General features: G+C 58.7%; 13 protein-coding genes and 4 tRNA genes. 8 read left to right on the forward strand and 9 right to left on the reverse strand.

Annotation, left to right across the window (positions count from 1 at the left end):
* Position 1: 1 nt before the first annotated feature.
* The 3 genes from H8S56_RS20685 to H8S56_RS20695 all read right to left on the reverse strand — a co-directional run bounded on the left by H8S56_RS20685 (position 2) and on the right by H8S56_RS20695 (position 2,966).
* Positions 2–1,594 (reverse strand): sensor histidine kinase, encoded by a 1,593-nt coding sequence (locus H8S56_RS20685; RefSeq protein WP_187519629.1) that lies wholly within the window; start codon positions 1,592–1,594, stop codon positions 2–4.
* Complete coding sequence (locus tag H8S56_RS20690; RefSeq protein WP_268946030.1) at positions 1,584–1,823, reverse strand: PP0621 family protein; 240 nt, start codon at positions 1,821–1,823, stop codon at positions 1,584–1,586. Before H8S56_RS20690 ends, H8S56_RS20685 begins: the two co-directional genes overlap by 11 nt.
* 120 nt (positions 1,824–1,943) lie before the next feature.
* Positions 1,944–2,966: an outer membrane protein assembly factor BamD gene (locus H8S56_RS20695; protein ID WP_024694108.1), complete on the reverse strand. Its 1,023-nt coding sequence runs from the start codon at positions 2,964–2,966 to the stop codon at positions 1,944–1,946.
* 149 nt (positions 2,967–3,115) lie between these two features.
* Between H8S56_RS20695 and rluD the strand changes: the two genes are divergently transcribed.
* From rluD to H8S56_RS20730, 7 genes are all read left to right on the forward strand, one after another.
* Complete coding sequence (gene rluD, locus H8S56_RS20700) at positions 3,116–4,078, forward strand: 23S rRNA pseudouridine(1911/1915/1917) synthase RluD (RefSeq protein WP_024685589.1); 963 nt, start codon at positions 3,116–3,118, stop codon at positions 4,076–4,078.
* Positions 4,075–4,803: a peptidoglycan editing factor PgeF gene (pgeF, locus tag H8S56_RS20705; RefSeq protein ID WP_187519630.1), complete on the forward strand. Its 729-nt coding sequence runs from the start codon at positions 4,075–4,077 to the stop codon at positions 4,801–4,803. The genes rluD and pgeF overlap by 4 nt, the downstream gene beginning before the upstream one ends.
* Positions 4,804–4,982: 179 nt before the next feature.
* Positions 4,983–7,547, forward strand: a complete 2,565-nt coding sequence (gene clpB / locus H8S56_RS20710; protein WP_024685587.1) for an ATP-dependent chaperone ClpB — start codon at positions 4,983–4,985, stop codon at positions 7,545–7,547.
* A 294-nt stretch (positions 7,548–7,841) separates the two neighbouring features.
* A tRNA-Asn gene (locus tag H8S56_RS20715) sits at positions 7,842–7,917 on the forward strand.
* Positions 7,918–7,946: 29 nt separating this feature from the next.
* Positions 7,947–8,023: transfer RNA gene (locus H8S56_RS20720), tRNA-Pro, on the forward strand.
* Positions 8,024–8,028: 5 nt separating this feature from the next.
* A tRNA-Lys gene (locus H8S56_RS20725) sits at positions 8,029–8,104 on the forward strand.
* A 97-nt stretch (positions 8,105–8,201) separates the two neighbouring features.
* Positions 8,202–8,278: transfer RNA gene (locus tag H8S56_RS20730), tRNA-Pro, on the forward strand.
* Positions 8,279–8,401: 123 nt separating this feature from the next.
* On the opposite strand, the gene H8S56_RS20735 is transcribed toward H8S56_RS20730, so the two are convergent.
* The 6 genes from H8S56_RS20735 to H8S56_RS20760 form a co-directional block, all read right to left on the reverse strand.
* Positions 8,402–9,358, reverse strand: a complete 957-nt coding sequence (locus H8S56_RS20735; protein ID WP_187519631.1) for a GGDEF domain-containing response regulator — start codon at positions 9,356–9,358, stop codon at positions 8,402–8,404.
* 1 nt (position 9,359) lies between these two features.
* Complete coding sequence (locus H8S56_RS20740) at positions 9,360–13,427, reverse strand: CHASE domain-containing protein (RefSeq protein WP_235986830.1); 4,068 nt, start codon at positions 13,425–13,427, stop codon at positions 9,360–9,362.
* 408 nt (positions 13,428–13,835) lie between these two features.
* Positions 13,836–15,134, reverse strand: a complete 1,299-nt coding sequence (locus H8S56_RS20745; protein WP_187519632.1) for an NAD(P)/FAD-dependent oxidoreductase — start codon at positions 15,132–15,134, stop codon at positions 13,836–13,838.
* Positions 15,135–15,197: 63 nt separating this feature from the next.
* The gene (locus H8S56_RS20750) at positions 15,198–15,359 is read right to left on the reverse strand and encodes a DUF3094 family protein (protein ID WP_187519633.1); all 162 of its coding nucleotides are present in this window, start codon (positions 15,357–15,359) and stop codon (positions 15,198–15,200) included.
* A 20-nt stretch (positions 15,360–15,379) separates the two neighbouring features.
* Positions 15,380–15,913, reverse strand: a complete 534-nt coding sequence (locus H8S56_RS20755; protein WP_024696212.1) for an MOSC domain-containing protein — start codon at positions 15,911–15,913, stop codon at positions 15,380–15,382.
* On the reverse strand, positions 15,910–16,539 hold the full coding sequence (locus tag H8S56_RS20760) for a DUF1780 domain-containing protein (RefSeq protein WP_024685626.1): 630 nt from the start codon (positions 16,537–16,539) through the stop codon (positions 15,910–15,912). The genes H8S56_RS20755 and H8S56_RS20760 overlap by 4 nt, the downstream gene beginning before the upstream one ends.
* A 125-nt stretch (positions 16,540–16,664) precedes the next feature.
* On the opposite strand from H8S56_RS20760, the gene H8S56_RS20765 reads away from it, so the two are divergent.
* A complete protein-coding gene (locus H8S56_RS20765) occupies positions 16,665–17,126 on the forward strand; it encodes a hypothetical protein (RefSeq protein WP_024685627.1) in 462 nt (153 codons plus the stop codon).
* The last annotated feature ends 68 nt before the right edge of the window (positions 17,127–17,194 follow it).

Raw genomic sequence — 17,194 nt, forward strand, 5'->3', positions numbered from 1 at the left:
TTCAGCTCGATTTGAACGGGTGGGCGAAGGTAATACGCAGACAACTGCCGCCGCCTTCCCGAGGGGCGTAGTCCAGGTGCGCCTGATTGCTTTCGCATAGCTCGCGTGACAGATAGAGGCCCAGGCCTGTCCCTTTGCTTTCGGTGGTGAAGAAGGGCTCGAACAGCCGGGTCAGGTGTTTTTCACTGACGCCCGCACCATCGTCCAGAACTTCAAGTGTAGGCAAGTTGCTCTGCAGGTCGTGATACAGCCTGAGCCATACCTGGGCGATGGGGTGCTGCTGACCGCTGTAGCGCAGTCCGTTCTGCAGCAGGTTGGTCACGACCTGAGTCAACTGTTCCGGGTCCATGCGGGTGGTCAGCATGCCGCTGCCGATTTCGATGTGAAGCTGCTGATCGGGCGCGGCAGAGGTGCGAAAGTCTGCAACGAACGTGTCGAGCCACTGCCTCAGGTCAAGCAGTTCGGGGTGGGCTTCACGTCGTCGGGACAGTTGCAGTACGTTCTCGATCACCACATTGATGCGTCGTGACTGGTCATGGATGATCTGTCCCAGCCGTCGATCCGGCGCAGTCAGTTCTTCCGATTCGTTCAACAACTGCGCTGCGTGGCTGACCGCGCCCAGGGGATTGCGGATTTCATGGGCGATCCCGGCAGTCAGGCGACCCAGTGCGGCCAGCTTGAGTTGCTGAGCCTGCTGGGCAATCTGCGACAGGTCCTCCAGGAAAATCAGGGTCTGGCGCTGATCGCCTCGGTTCAGTGCGGCGAAGCTGGGTTGCAGCACAGGGCCGATCGCCGAGGTCGAGATGCTGCGCGGCACCATGATCGGATTGATCAGCCAATGACGAAAACGGTCCACCAGCTCAGGTGAATAGCTGTCGATCACCTGGCCGACCAATTGCTCATGACCCAACAGGTTCAGTGCGCCCTGGTTGGCCAGCAGCACCTGGCGTCGCGCGTCCAGCACCAGAATGCCGGTGCGCATGCGCTGCAGAATCAGGGCATTGAGCTCCTCAAGATTATCGACATCGGCCGCTCGCTGTTCGGCCAGTACCTCGCTGACCTGCATGCGCGCCGTGAGTGCCTGCACCAGCATGGCCGCAGCAAAACACAATGTGCCCAGCGAGCCCGCCTGCACGTAGTCGTTGGCGACCGCAGGGGTGCTGAAGCTGATGTAGAAGGTCAGGTAAATGATGGCGATGGCCGAGACCGCGGCAATCAGCAGGCCGGTGCGGCCACGCAACAGGATGTTGCTGATGGCCACTGACGCGATCAGCAGGTTGCCGATACCGCTCGACGGGCCGCCTGCCGCATAGAACAGCCCCGACAACATGAGCGCATCCGCCATCGCCAGGCTGAACAGGTGAGCCTGACGTTTGGGCTGTTCGAGCAGCACCACGATGAGAATGTTTGACACCAGATACAGCCAGCAACCTGCCCGGAACAGGTCGGTATCGGCCAGTTGCAGCAGTTCGGCGTCCAGGCGGGTAGAGATCAGCGATACCAGCAGGATGCCAATGACAAGGCGATAAAGGTGATAGAGCTGCAGAATACGATGCGCTTGGGCGCTGCCCAGTGAGAGCGTCTCAGCGCTCACGAGTCGCAGGGCCTTCTAGCCGGTGCGCCTCGCTGCAATACCATTGTTGTTCCTGGCTCAATGCACGGTCACGAGGAAGATGAACGCCACAATGGGCGCAACGCACCATGGGCGCGGCAGTGGTCTCAGGCGGTGCCGGACGGTTTTTTGGTGTGGGTGGATTGAGTAGGCGTTTGACGAACCAGATCACCGCTGCAATCAGCGCGACCCACATTAATATCCGAACCATGACTATCCGCTTGGTGAGTTGAGTCTGCGCAGTGTAGCCAAGGAGCGGTCGGGCGGACAGGGGCGAGCGCGCATAAAAAAAGAGGCCTTCAAAAGGCCTCTTTTCGGGGTTGCAGTCGACTCAGTCGAACAGACCCAGTGTCATGTAGCTGAACCAGGAGCGGCTCTTGGTGCCTTTCGCTTCTGCGTCCTTCTCGGCCTGCTCATCCAGCTCTGCCTGGTTTTCCGGCAGCAGCTCTTTGGGGATGGAGTCCTTGGCTTCCTGATACTGTTTCTTGATGTCCTGGTCGGCACGCGTCTGACCCGGTGGCAGTGGTGCGCTGCCGTCGATCAGGCCCAGTGTCGCCTTGGACAGCCACGAACGGTTATCCGCTTCTGCTTCGCGTGGCGTGAACTCGCCGTCTTTCAGTTGCGGGTGGTTCGGGTAGTTGGTCTTCAGCACTTCAAGGCTGGTCGCGGCCAGATCGTCGAGGTGCAGACGCTGATACGACTCGACCATCACCGCCAGGCCGTCACCGACCGATGGCGTTTCCTGGAAGTTTTCCACCACGTAGCGGCCACGGTTGGCAGCGGCGACGTAGGCCTGACGGGTCAGGTAGTAGTCAGCCACGTGGATCTCGTACGCAGCCAGCAGGTTGCGCAGGTAGATCATGCGCTGCTTGGCGTCGGGCGAGTAACGGCTGTTCGGGAAACGGCTGGTCAGTTGTGCGAACTCGTTGAACGAGTCGCGTGCGGCACCCGGGTCACGCTTGGTCTGGTCCAGCGGCAGGAAGCGCGCCAGCAGGCCGACGTCCTGGTCGAACGAGGTCAGGCCCTTCATGTAGTAGGCGTAATCGACGTTCGGATGCTGGGGATGCAGGCGAATGAAACGCTCGGCAGCAGATTTTGCCGCTTCCGGTTCACCGTTCTTGTAGTTCGAGTAAATCAGCTCGAGCTGGGCCTGATCGGCATAACGACCGAATGGATAGCGAGATTCCAGCGCCTTGAGTTTCTCGGTGGCGCTGTTATAGCTGTTATTGCCCAGGTCGGCCTGCGCCTGCTGGTACAGCTCGACTTCGCTGAGGTTTTCGTCGATGACTTCCTTCGACGAACAGGCCGCAGTCAGTGCGAGGATGGCGATCAGCAGCAGGTGTTTCACTTGCATGGCGGCTTGCGTCCCTATAACGGCCTGCTGTCTTGGGCGGGGCCGTCCTGTTATGATGAGCGCCCCGCGATACCAGCGGGACAAAAGACGCCGTATTTAACCACAAGCGCGCTGCCGAAACCAAAGGCTAGCCGCCACCTAGTCTGGTCATGTCCGAAAATATAGAACTTCGCGCAGAGGTACCGTCCGAAATGGGTGGTCAACGCCTCGATCAAGTCGCCGCACAATTATTCGCTGAGCACTCGCGCTCGCGCCTTTCCGCCTGGATCAAGGACGGCCGCCTGACTGTGGACGGTGGCGTTTTGCGCCCGCGTGACATCGTGCATGGCGGTGCCATTCTTGAGCTCATTGCCGAGCAGGAGGCCCAGGGTGAATGGGTCGCTCAGGACATTGAGCTGGACATCGTCTACGAAGACGACCAGATACTGGTCATCAACAAGCCTGCGGGCCTGGTGGTGCATCCGGCTGCCGGTCACGCTGACGGCACGCTGCTCAATGCCTTGCTGCACCATGTGCCGGACATCATCAACGTTCCGCGCGCCGGCATCGTGCACCGTCTGGATAAAGACACCACCGGTCTGATGGTGGTCGCCAAGACGATTCAGGCGCAGACCCAACTGGTCACCCAGTTGCAGAGCCGCAGCGTCAGCCGCATCTATGAATGCATCGTGATCGGTGTCGTGACCGCAGGCGGCAAGATCGACGCGCCGATTGGTCGTCACGGCCAGCAGCGTCAGCGCATGGCGGTGATGGAAGGCGGCAAGCAGGCGGTGAGTCATTACCGCGTGCTGGAACGCTTCCGGTCGCATACGCACGTGCGGGTCAAACTGGAAACCGGTCGTACGCACCAGATTCGCGTGCACATGGCGCACATCAACTATCCGTTGGTCGGCGACCCGGCCTACGGCGGTCGTTTCCGTATTCCGCCTGCGGCCAGCCTGACCATGGTTGATTCGCTGAAGACGTTCCCGCGTCAGGCACTGCACGCGCGCTTCCTGGAGCTGGATCATCCGACCACCGGCAAGCGCATGAGCTGGGAATCGCCGCTGCCTGACGACTTCGTCTGGCTGCTGTCGCTGCTCAAGCAGGACCGCGAGGCGTTCATCGGGTGAATGACTGGCTGATACCTGACTGGCCTGCGCCAGCACAGATCAAGTCGTGCGTCACCACCCGCTCGGGCGGGGCCAGTCTGGCTCCGTTCGACACATTCAACCTCGGCGATCACGTCGACGACAGCCCGCAAGCGGTTGCCAGCAATCGCTCGGTTCTGACTTCCTGCCTCAATGTTAAGCCCGCCTGGTTGCGCCAGGTGCACGGTGTCGTCGTCGCGCATGCCGATCCGTCATGCGTTGTGGAAGCTGATGCGAGCTGGACGGAAACGCCCGGCGTTGCCTGCACCATCATGACTGCCGATTGCCTGCCCGCGTTGTTCTGCCGTCGTGACGGCACGCGTGTCGCTGCGGCACACGCAGGCTGGCGCGGTCTTGCAGCAGGTGTTCTGGAGGCGACCGCCGACAGTTTGCAGGTCGCTCCTGAAGACGTGATGGTCTGGCTCGGTCCTGCCATCGGTCAGCCCTCTTTCGAGGTTGGGCCGGAAGTGCGCGAGGCGTTCGTGAGCCAGCACCCTGAAACCGCCGATGCGTTTGTTGCAAGCCTGAACCCTGATCGTTTCATGGCCGATATCTACACGCTGGCGCGTGTGCGACTGGCGGCCCACGGTATCTCTTCTGTTTATGGCGGCGGGTTCGACACCTTCACTGATCCGCGCTTCTTTTCCTATCGCCGTGCGGCCCGCACCGGGCGATTTGCTTCGCTGATCTGGATCGATCACCGCTGATATCTGCTTTTATGTGCAAGCCAGCTAGGCTTGCCTGAGCGTGAGGTTGATCCACATCAATCATGTCAGTCTTGAAACACGCAGAATTGCCCGCATCTATTGCGCATCCATAAGTGTTTCAGCAGGTTTTCATCACAGGTGTGTTCATTGCTCCGGCCTGCTTTTAAAGGAAGGTGACTATGCGTATCGACAGATTGACCAGCAAATTACAGTTAGCGTTATCAGACTCGCAATCGCTGGCCGTGGGCCTTGACCACCCGGCCATTGAGCCTGCGCACTTGATGCAGGCATTGCTTGAACAACAAGGCGGCTCGATCAAGCCGCTGTTGTTGCAGGTGGGTTTCGACATCAACAGCCTGCGCAAGGAATTGAGCAAAGAGCTCGATCAACTGCCAAAAATCCAGAACCCGACCGGCGACGTCAACATGTCGCAGGAGTTGGCGCGTCTGCTGAACCAGGCCGACCGCCTGGCCCAGCAGAAGGGCGATCAGTTCATTTCCAGCGAACTGGTGCTACTCGCCGCGATGGACGAGAGCAGCAAGCTCGGCAAGCTGCTGCTCGGCCAGGGCGTCAGCAAGAAAGCGCTGGAAAACGCCATCAACAACCTGCGCGGCGGCGGGGCGGTCAATGACCCCAACGTCGAAGAGTCGCGCCAGGCGCTGGACAAGTACACCGTCGACCTGACCAAGCGTGCAGAGGAAGGCAAGCTCGATCCGGTGATCGGTCGTGACGACGAGATCCGCCGCACCATTCAGGTTCTGCAACGCCGCACCAAGAACAACCCGGTACTGATCGGCGAGCCCGGTGTGGGCAAGACCGCCATCGCCGAAGGTCTGGCGCAGCGCATCATCAATGGCGAAGTGCCTGACGGGCTGCGCGGCAAGCGTTTGCTGTCGCTGGACATGGGCGCGTTGATTGCCGGTGCCAAGTACCGGGGGGAGTTCGAAGAGCGCTTGAAGTCGCTGCTCAACGAATTGTCCAAGCAGGAAGGCCAGATCATTCTGTTCATCGACGAACTGCACACCATGGTCGGCGCCGGCAAAGGCGAGGGCTCGATGGATGCGGGCAACATGCTCAAACCGGCACTGGCACGCGGTGAGCTGCATTGCGTTGGCGCGACCACGCTCAACGAGTACCGCCAATATATAGAGAAGGATGCGGCGCTTGAGCGGCGTTTCCAGAAAGTATTGGTGGACGAGCCGAGCGAAGAAGACACCATCGCGATCCTGCGTGGCCTGAAAGAGCGCTACGAAGTTCACCACAAGGTCGCCATCACTGACGGCGCGATCATTGCGGCGGCGAAGTTGAGCCACCGTTACATCACCGATCGCCAGTTGCCGGACAAGGCGATTGACCTGATCGACGAAGCGGCCAGCCGCATTCGTATGGAAATCGACTCCAAGCCGGAAGTGCTTGATCGTCTTGAGCGACGCCTGATTCAACTGAAAGTGGAAGCCCAGGCGCTGAAGAAAGAGAAAGACGAGGCGGCCATAAAGCGTCTGGAAAAACTTCAGGACGATATTCAGCGGCTTGAGCTGGAATACGCTGACCTGGAAGAAATCTGGACCTCGGAAAAGGCCGAAGTCACAGGTTCGGCGCAGATCCAGCAGAAAATCGAGCAGTCCCGTCAGGAGCTGGAAGCGGCGCGTCGTCGTGGCGACCTCAATCGCATGGCCGAATTGCAGTACGGGATCATCCCGGACCTGGAGCGCAGCCTGCAGATGGTCGATCAGCACGGCAAGCCGGAGAACCAGTTGCTGCGCAGCAAAGTCACCGAGGAAGAGATTGCTGAGGTCGTGTCGAAGTGGACCGGCATTCCAGTCTCCAAGATGCTGGAAGGCGAGCGCGAAAAACTGTTGAAGATGGAAACCCTGCTGCACAACCGAGTCATCGGTCAGGAAGAGGCCGTGGTCGCGGTGTCCAACGCGGTGCGTCGTTCGCGTGCCGGGCTGTCCGATCCGAACCGGCCGAGCGGCTCGTTCATGTTTCTCGGCCCGACCGGCGTGGGCAAGACCGAGCTGTGCAAGGCGTTGGCGGAGTTTTTGTTCGACACCGAGGAGGCCATGGTACGTATCGACATGTCCGAGTTCATGGAGAAACATTCCGTGGCGCGGCTCATCGGTGCGCCGCCAGGCTATGTCGGCTACGAGGAGGGCGGTTACCTGACCGAGGCTGTACGTCGCAAACCGTACTCGGTAATCCTGCTCGATGAGGTCGAGAAGGCCCATCCGGACGTGTTCAACATTCTGTTGCAGGTGCTGGAAGATGGCCGCCTGACCGATAGCCATGGCCGCACGGTGGATTTCCGCAACACGGTCATCGTCATGACCTCCAACCTGGGCTCTGCGCAGATTCAGGAACTGGTCGGCGATCGTGAAGCGCAGCGCGCAGCCGTAATGGATGCCGTCAGTACGCACTTCCGGCCGGAGTTCATCAACCGGATCGACGAAGTGGTGATCTTCGAGCCTCTGGCGCGTGATCAGATTGCCGGTATCACCGACATCCAGCTGGACCGTCTGCGCAAGCGTCTGACTGAGCGCGAGCTTTCCCTCACGCTCAGCCCAGAGGCGCTGGACAAGCTGATTGCTGTGGGCTACGACCCGGTCTATGGCGCACGGCCATTGAAGCGTGCCATCCAGCGCTGGATCGAAAACCCGTTGGCGCAGTTGATCCTGTCGGGCAGCTTCGTGCCGGGCACGGGCATTACCGGGCGTGTCGTAGACGACGAGATCGTATTTGCCTGATGGATCCGGTTGCCATATGAAGAGGGGCTCCTCATCGGGAGCTCCTTTGATCACGGCAATAGACGCAGTAAAATCAACCCTGAAAGGCGCTCTGAAAAAAAATCGCAAATCATTGTCTTAAAAAGCAATTTAGAGGGTTGACAGGGGTTTTTAAAATTGTAGAATAGCGCGCCTCAGAGACGTGAACGCAACGATACAAACGAAGCGGAAGGGTCAATGAGATTGAAATCAAAGAGTTAACAGCGATATGATTTCAATGCTGCAAGTGGTAACGTTGAATCTGAAATTGATAGTTCCGCGATAGCTCAGTTGGTAGAGCAAGTGACTGTTAATCACTGGGTCCCTGGTTCGAGTCCAGGTCGTGGAGCCAGATTTCACAAGGTTCAATGATGTTTCAGTCGGGGTATAGCGCAGTCCGGTAGCGCGCCTGCTTTGGGAGCAGGATGTCAGGAGTTCGAATCCCCTTACCCCGACCATATTTGGGTCGTTAGCTCAGTTGGTAGAGCAGTTGGCTTTTAACCAATTGGTCGTAGGTTCGAATCCCACACGACCCACCATTTTTGGTCAGTTTGTATCTGGCTGGATCTTAGGGAGTGATGCCACAAGCATCATCCAAATAGAAAGCGCCTCTTCTGAGGTGCTTTTTAGCATCATCGGGGTATAGCGCAGTCCGGTAGCGCGCCTGCTTTGGGAGCAGGATGTCAGGAGTTCGAATCCCCTTACCCCGACCATTTTCGCCCAGCTGTATCAGGGTTGAAGATAAGGAATCAAGAACATTTGTCTTGAGTCCAACAAAAAAGGCGTCCTTCGGGACGCCTTTTTTCGTTCTCGGCTTTCCATCAGGCGTTCAACATTCAACTTGAAAGCCGTATCGGCACAAGCCGGCTGGTGTTTCTCCCCTCATGTTTGGCCTGATACAGGGCCTTATCGGCCTCTGCCAAGAGTGCGACAACGATCGAATCACCTGAATGTGCGACTCCCACGCCAGCGGGGGCACCGGGAATTGCGCCGGCTTCCAGACTTGCCACGCCTACCGAAACGGTCAACCTCCCGTAATCGCTGGTCTCGTGTGTCCAGTCCAGGCCGTAAATGTTCTTCACAATTTCCTCTGCCAGCCTGCAGGCACCTTCCGCTCCCGTATCAGGCAGAAGAATGACGAATTCCTCGCCTCCATAGCGGGCGACCAGATCCGTAGAACGATGCACGCAGGCCTTCAATGCCTGAGCGACGGCAATCAGGCATTCATCGCCTTTGAGATGGCCGTAGGAATCGTTGTAGCGTTTGAAAAAGTCGATATCCAGCAGCAGCAGCGAAAACGCTCCGTGAGTGCGCCGGACACGTAGCCATTCGCGCTCAATATTCTGGTCAAGAAAGCGACGATTGGCCAGGCCGGTGAGCCCATCTGTCTGGGCCAGCAGGTTGAGCTGGTCGATGGCCATTTTCAGGCGTAGATGGGTCTTTACCCGCGCTGTCACGATTGAGGGTTGGATGGGCTTGCCGATGAAATCCACCGCACCCAATGCCAGCCCGGCTTCCTCTATCCGGGTTTCGGTGTGGCTGGTAATGAAGATCACCGGAATATCTTTCAGGAGTGGGTCCTCCTTTATGATTTCGCACACTTCAAAGCCACTTACTTCCGGCATCTCTGCATCCAGCAGGATCAAGTCCGGGCGCACTTCCTGAACCATCTTGAGTGCCTGCGCGCCTCCAGTGGCGAAGCGTATCTGGCCTAGCCCGTGCAAGGTTTTGCTCAGAACCCGAATGGCGGAGATGTCATCATCTACGATCAACAAGCTGGGTGTAGGTTGCATTTCAAGACTCCGCTCTCAAGTCGGCACGTTCGAGTAGCCGCAAGGCCTTCTCGAACTCAAGGCCTTCAATGGCCTGCCAGAGCTGCTCGACCAACACCTCGCCAGCCGCTGCCTGAAGAGCGGCAGCGGCCAGCGGAAATTGGTCCAGTGCAGCGATATCGTGGTTTTCGAGCAGTATCTGCAAGGCTGATAGCGCCTGTGTTGCGGTATTCAGATCGGTTTCGGCACGCGGAGTGTGCACCGGTGTGTTTTGCAGGTGAGCACATCGATCTTGCAACTGCGAAAAGTCTGCGCTCAGCGCTTCAAGGGTATGCTGTGGGTCATGGCCGTCGAGCAGCAGTTTTTCCGCCTGCCCGGCCAATTGTCCGAGCGTTGAAGCCCCCAGCAAATTTGCGACGCCGCGTAATTTGTGCATATCGGCGACCAGTTGGTCGGGGGCCGAATGCACCAGACGCAAGGCCGATGCGCTGTCGCTGAAGCGGGAAAACTCGCTAAAAAAGCGCCGTAGGGACGTCAGGAATAAGGGAAGGTCATTTCCAAGCCGGTCGGCGACCTCCTGGGTATTAATCCCCTCAATCACAGGCCACACTGCGTCAGGCAGCGTACTGTGCGATGTGTTGCCAACCGACAGTGGAGCCCCGCGGGCTCGTTCAACAGACAGGCGTATGGCCCTGATCAGGGCGGCCGGCTCCAGAGGTTTGGTGAGAAAGTCATTCATTCCCGCCTGCTCGGCCCGTCGACGCTCTTCGGCCAAGGCACCTGCTGTGAGCGCCAGCACAGGCAGTCGTGAAAGCCCCAACTCGCTTCGTATGCGTCGCGTCGCCTCATACCCGTCCATTTCCGGCATCTGCACATCCATCAGAACGGCATCAAAAAAATCAGGGGTTTTACGAAGGCTTTCCAGTGCCAGCAAGCCATTGGCGGCGGTCTTTACCAGAGCACCCTGTTGCTGCAAGAGCAGGCTTGCGACTTCCAGATTGATCTCACTGTCGTCGACCAGCAGCACTTTCAGTCCGGCGAGCCATTGGTTGATGGACGTATCCATGCGCGTCGCCTGGATGACGCGCTCAGTGCTGCCCTGGTGATCCGCGATGCATGTGTTTACGGCATTGAACAGCGCAGAACTGTCCAGGGGCTTGAGCAGGACGGTAGTGGCGATGGGTTCCAGTTCGAGCCTGGTGTCAGGCTCGGTAACGAGGATGACGGATAGCTGAGTGGTTTCGATCAGGCGTCGAATGTTTTGCGTCTGTGGGCTTTGCCAATCCAGGAGCAGCACGTCCGGTTGTGGATGGCTTTCCTGATCGAGTTGTTGCAAAGCCATCTGCTGCGCCTGCTCATCAACGGGACAGATCGCGCGCCATCCAAAGCCTCGACACAGGCGCTGCAATGCTTGAGACGCGTGGGGCTCGTCACAGATGATGAGTACCTCCAGGCTGCTGAGCATGCCGGAGGGTTCGATATCGCTTTTGCTGACTTTGAAAGGCAGCAAGACCCAGAATTCACTGCCCAGACCGGGTGCACTCTCGACACCCACTCGTCCGCCCATTTGCTCGGCCAGCCCTCGCACGACCGACAGACCAAGCCCGGTGCCGCCAAAACGCCGGGTTGTGGAGGCGTCTGCCTGAGTGAATGGAGAGAACAACTGATTGAGTACTTCCGGTGCTATGCCACAGCCTGTATCGGTTACGGAAAATCGCAGCCAACAGTTTTCCGCGTCACAGTTCTCACTACTCACTGTCACGTCGATGCCGCCTTTGGCAGTGAATTTCATTGCATTACCCACCAGATTCATCAGTATCTGATTGATTCTCAGCGCATCGCCGATCAGCAGTTGCGGTAACTGCGCGGTGACGCTGACCTCAAAATGCAGTCCTTTTTCCTGGGCTTGAGAGTTGAACAGCTCGCGTAATTCGGCGAGCAGGTGCCGCGGATTGAAGGGATTGCTCTCCAGTCGCAGTTCTCCTGCTTCGATTTTGGCGATGTCCAGGATGTCGTTGATGATCCCCAGCAGGGATCGCCCGGCGATCTGCAGCTTCGCCAGCAATTGGCGTTGCTGTTCATCCAGGGGCGTGTTGTAGAGCAGATGGGCGATGCCGATCACTGCATTCATGGGGGTGCGAATTTCATGGCTCATGTTGGCCAGAAACAGACTTTTGGCAGCATTGGCGGCTTCTGCACTTGCTTTGGCTGCCTGTACTTCTGCACTTTGGCGAAGTCGTTCCGTGATGTCCTGGGCAATGCCCAAATGGCCGGTGAGTTCACCTTCGGCGGTACGGATAGGCGTGATGATCATGGACACCGGTATCATCGAGCCGTCTTTGCGTACGTACGTCCATTCTCGGGTTTCCGACCCTTCAATCGCCGCTTTGTAGCTAAACACATTAATGCCTTCGATAGGCACACCATACTCGATGCTCAGCTCTCTGGAGCGCTGGTCGATTTCGTTTTGAAGATGAAAGTCCACAGGGTTCTTGCGCTTGAGCATTTCCGAGTTGCTATAACCCAGCAACAATTCGGCGCCTCGATTGAATACGATGATCTGGCCCTCGAGGTTGGTGGCGATGATCGACACTTTCGAGGAAGCATCCAGCACCGTCTGCAGCAGCCCGGCGACTCTGGAAAGCTCGGCGGTGCGCTCGGTGACTTGCTGCTCGAGCTGCGCGTTGAACTCCATCAGGTAGCGCTCGACGCGCTTGCGGTCGGTGATGTCGTGCATCATCTTCGCTGCGCCGAGGATGGAGCCATTTGCCTCGCGAATCAGGCTGCAGGTGATCGTCACGTCAATCAGGTGGCCCTCTCTGTGCAGGCGCTGTGTCTCCAGCGTCGAACCCCGCTCACCGCGAGCGACACCTTCCAGCAACTCCTCGTCTTCGTGGATCCGAGATGACGGAACCAAGAGGGGAGCAAGCGGGTTGCCCAGCACTTCCTGCTCGCTGTAACCGAACATCTGCTCGGCGGCGCGGTTCCAGGTGATGATCGTTCCGTCCAGTGCCTCACCAATAATGGCGTCGCTTGAGTTCTCGACGATGGTTGCCAGCCTGGCCCGACCTGCAATCACCTGCTGCTTGCGCTGACGAGAAATCAGTACGGTGCCAACCAGACCGGTCAATAGGAGGCTCGCCAGCACGCCGATCAGGAACACTCTGCTGGCCGGAGTAGTGCCGAGCCCGCTGACAAACTCAGGATAAGCCGCGATCTCGATGCGCCATACGCGTCCATAGATCTCGCGCTTGAGCGTATATGTATGCACCACCCCCTGTTTTGATTCTTTGCCAGGAGACTGGTAGATCAACTGTTCGCCATCGCTTATGTCATACAGTGCCAAATCCAGTCTGTGACTGGCCGGGTCGAGGTTGCTCATGACCTCTCGCATGGCCAGTGGTGCATAGCTCCAGCCAATAAGAGCCTCTTCACGCTGATGCACATGGTCCGGCGTTTCAGCTGTGCGATAAACAGGCAGCAAAAAGAGGAATGAACGCATGGCGTCTCCGCTGTCTTGCTTCAGCGTTATCGGCGCAGACAGCGTCGCAGCCCCGGTGCGCATGGCATGAACAGCCGCATTACGTCGTCGGTCCTCGGAAGCGATATCCAGCCCCAGTGCCTGGGCATTGCGTGCCAAAGGGTCGATGAATTGAATGATGAATCGATCACCTGAATGGCTATTGAGCTCGCTAACACTGAATTGCGGATTTCCATCAGCCCTGACGCGGCTCAGAAAGGTGGCTTCCTCGCTGGCTGGCACACGACGAATGAAGCCGAATCCCCGCGCTCCCGGGTATTCCTTTTCAATGTTGCGTCCTCGACTGTAGCGGCTCATTTGACTGCTGTTGACGTGATTAACATCCAGCATATGAATGGCACCGCGCAGGCCTCGCAGACGGTATTCATAGACACGGAGCCGTGCCTGAAGGCTGTCGCCGAAGCTGTTACCCACCTCCATGAGTGCCAGTTCTGTCTCTCTGTCTATGGCTTTGGATTGTTCAAGACTGGCGAGATAGCTGATCAGTAGCCCCAACAACAGAACCAGTGCCATCCACCCACTGAGTACCTTCAGGGAATTGGCTTTCAAAAACTTCGCACTCCTTTACATGACCCGTGCGGGATGTCGCTGTAAGGGCGTTGCCAGATTTCAATGGGGCTTGATCATCAGCAACGTTCTCCGCCACCTGAACGCAGGTGTCATCGACCACGCCTTCTTTCAGCGCAAGCATAGATCGTCCTGACTGATGCGCCAGTGAGAGGCTTGGCGCAACATGCTGGCGAGGTCAATATCGCAAGCACGGCTGCACGCCGCTTGAACGGTGAGGTGAGGTGAGGTGGCGAGAAGGGGGATCAACTGATCATTCAGGCGTACAGATGCCGTTCAGGATGCACCCTGTCCAGAGGCGGATACGGCGCAATTCAAACTCTGTAGACGCCGGGCGTACCGGGAGGCGTGCCAACGCAAAGCATTGGCACGATTAGCGTGTCTCGTGGCTTAGTGCAGCTTCATCCGCGGCTCGGTGCCTTTGCCGATTCGGCTGCCCAGCATCAGCATCAGGGTGCGGAAGGTGCCGTAAAGCGCCATCTGGTGCATGCGATACAGCGACACATAAAACATCCGCGCCAGCCAGCCTTCGAGCATGACGCTGCCGGTCAGGTTGCCCATCAGGTTGCCGACGGCCGAAAAACTCGACAACGAGATCAGCGAGCCGTAGTCCTTGTAGGTGTATTCCGGCAGGGCCTTGCCCTCGATGCGTGCACGCAGCGATTTGACCAGCAATGACGCCTGCTGATGCGCGGCCTGGGCGCGAGGCGGCACGTTGCGGTCGGTGCCTTTTTGCGGGCAGGCAGCACAGTCACCGAAGGCAAAAATGTTTTCGTCGCGGGTGGTCTGTAGCGTTGGCAACACTTGCAGCTGGTTGATGCGGTTGCTTTCCAGGCGATCCAGTTCGTGCAGGAACGCAGGGGCACGAATGCCTGCCGCCCAGACTTTCAGTGTCGCGGGAATGACTTCACCGCTGGTGGTGATCAGGCTGTCGGCGGTCACTTCGCTCACGGCTGCATTTGTCAGCACGGTCACACCGAGTTTTTGCAGGGTCTTGTGAACCGGGCTGCCAATACGCTCGGGCAGTGCGGGCAGCACCCGAGGGCCTGCTTCGATTACTGTGATACGCAGGTTTTCCGGCTTGATCTGGCCGAGCCCGTAAGCCGCCAGTTCGTGGGCCGCGTTATGAAGCTCTGCGGCCAGCTCGACGCCCGTGGCACCGGCGCCGACAATGGCCACGGTGATTTCCTGAGCGGCGTCAGCCTGACCTGCGTGGGCGCGCAGGTAGTGGTTAAGCAACTGCTGGTGGAAGCGCTCGGCCTGTTTGCGGGTGTCGAGAAACAGACAGTGTTCGGCCGCGCCCTTGGTGCCGAAGTCGTTGGTGGTGCTGCCGACCGCCAGCACCAGCGAGTCGTAACCCAGGCTGCGTGCAGGCACCAGTTCAGCGCCGTTCTCGTCCAGCGTGGCGGCCAGGTGCACCTGCTGGCTGGCGCGATCCAGACCCGTCATGCGGCCCAGTTGAAACTGGAAATTGTTCCACTTGGCTTGCGCCACATAGTTGAGCTCGTCTTCATACGAGTTCAGCGAGCCGGCCGCCACTTCGTGCAGCAGCGGCTTCCAGATGTGCGTGAGGTTGGCGTCCACCAGCGTGACGCTGGCGGTGCCTTTCTTGCCCAGGGTTTTACCCAGACGGGTAGCCAGCTCCAGACCGCCGGCGCCTCCGCCAACGATGACAATACGATGCGTCATAAGGATTACTCATAAGGTTTAAGGAATTCGGGGGGAGCTCGATCTTCGCGAGCGCAAGGCAGCTCATAGCGTCAGATGGCTCGGCAGGCACGGTCCGATGACCACGACCACCAGCATGATCAGGAGCAGCCAGGGCTGAAAAGGCCTGCGCTCGACGTGATGCTGGGGCGCCTGAAGGTACTCTTCGACACGCCGTTGGTCGTCCGGGTTCAGACGGCTGCTCATTTTATGTCTCGTGTCTCGTTTCAGGCGCGCTGCGGTGCAGTAGGCCAGGGATCGTTGCTGTCCAGCGGTTCGACCTGAAGGGTGTCGTCAAGCCGGATGATTCCGCTTTGTATCACTCGGGCCGTGATTCCGCCATGCCCGCGCACCGCTTGAAAGGTCCCGTGGCCGAGCCGCTGCTCAAGGCGTGCGCATGGCTGGCACCAGCCGGTGGTTTCAAAGATGGCCTGGCCAATCCTGAAGCGTCGCCCCTTGAGGCTGAACAGATTGATGCCGCTGATCGCCAGATTGCGGCGCAGGTCCTGCGGCACGATGGGGTTTTCAGCAGCCCGGTTCAAGAGCGAACTGACCACGGCCAGGTGTTCCCACTGAATCAGCGTGACCTGCCGGGCGTTACGCGGACCGGGGCGCGTGTGATCGCCGGTCAGACCGGCTTCGCGACGCGCTTCGACGGCGTCCAGCTCGATCATGTCTACACGTGACTCGGGCCGCACGCCAATCCAGCGCACACGACCTTGCTGCGGGACATCGGCCAGCAGTTCTTGCAACGGGCTCATAAACTGATTCCAACATCGAAAACGACACTGCGGCCCAGATTGGTCCGCAGAAAATCCGGGGCATCCGGGTGCGCGAACAATACCCGAGCGAACGTCGGCCCGACCAGCGACAGCGAGCGCCAGCCCTGACGCAGGTACTCAGTGGGCGGCGGAAAATGGCTGTTGAGGTCCAGCACTTCGCGCTTGAGGCTGGCGAAGGCAATGATATCCAGCTCGCCGAGGTCAATGCCCCGTTCGCGGTAGTTGTGGGATTTCTTGCGCAGGGTCGGGGCGAGGCGTCGCAGCAGTTCAGAGGCCGGAATGCGCTTGGGCTTGGCCTCGCGGCGCACCAGCTGGCTCAGGGAAAAGGCGCTGCGTCGTCGCTCCAGTTCCTCGCGCCACTCGTCATTGAGACGACGACCTTCGTCCAGCACAAAAAACACCTCGAAGCAGGCGTCACGAAACAGCACGTCCGGCGGCTCCTGGCCGGCGGGCGTGAAGTCTTCATTGCGATGCGCGATGTTCAGGCCCTGCAACAGGCGCTGACACACCCAACGCTCACGCTCCCACTTTCGCGCATTGGAAAGAAAGGCGTTGGCTTGTTCGGCCTGGATCGTCAACAGGCGTAAGTAGTCTGAGTCATCCATGGGCCCAAGCTTAGCGTTCTAATCGCTGTCACTGGAAGAGTGAATGTGTAGGTGTAGACTGGCACTCGATCTTGACTGGCCGCGATGGCCTTCCGGCAAACAGTACCTTTTCGAGGAATACCCCGTTGAAATTTCTGCCCCTGCTGTTTCTGGCCCTGCTGCCGCTGACGGCCAACGCCCTGCAAACCGGCGAACCCCTCACGCCATGGACGCTGCTTGATCAGTACGATCAGCCTTACACCCTGAACGACCAGACACAAACGCTGCTGGTTGCCAGAAGCATGGACGCCGCCAAGCTGGTCAATGCGGCGCTTGCCGACAAGCCCAAGGGCTTCCTCGAATCGCGCCACACCGTCTTCGTGGCCGACATTCAGAAAATGCCGACCATCATCGCCAAGATGTTCGCCATCCCCAAAATGCGTGACTACACCTACCGCGTCATGCTTGACCGCGAAGCACGCATCGTGCCGCAGTACGCTGGCGACGAGGATAAAGTGCTCTGGTTGCAATTGCGCGACGGGAAACTGGTCAGTCAGCAGCAGTTCGCAAGCGCCGATCAGTTGCGTGCGGCGCTGGAAAGGCCGTAACCGAGGGGTGTGATCCTGTCGGGGCCAAGCGAAAGTATCTGACTGAATGCATACCTTGTGGGAGGCGG

It is taken from the genome of Pseudomonas triticifolii (assembly GCF_014358015.1).
Lineage (GTDB): Bacteria > Pseudomonadota > Gammaproteobacteria > Pseudomonadales > Pseudomonadaceae > Aquipseudomonas > Aquipseudomonas triticifolii.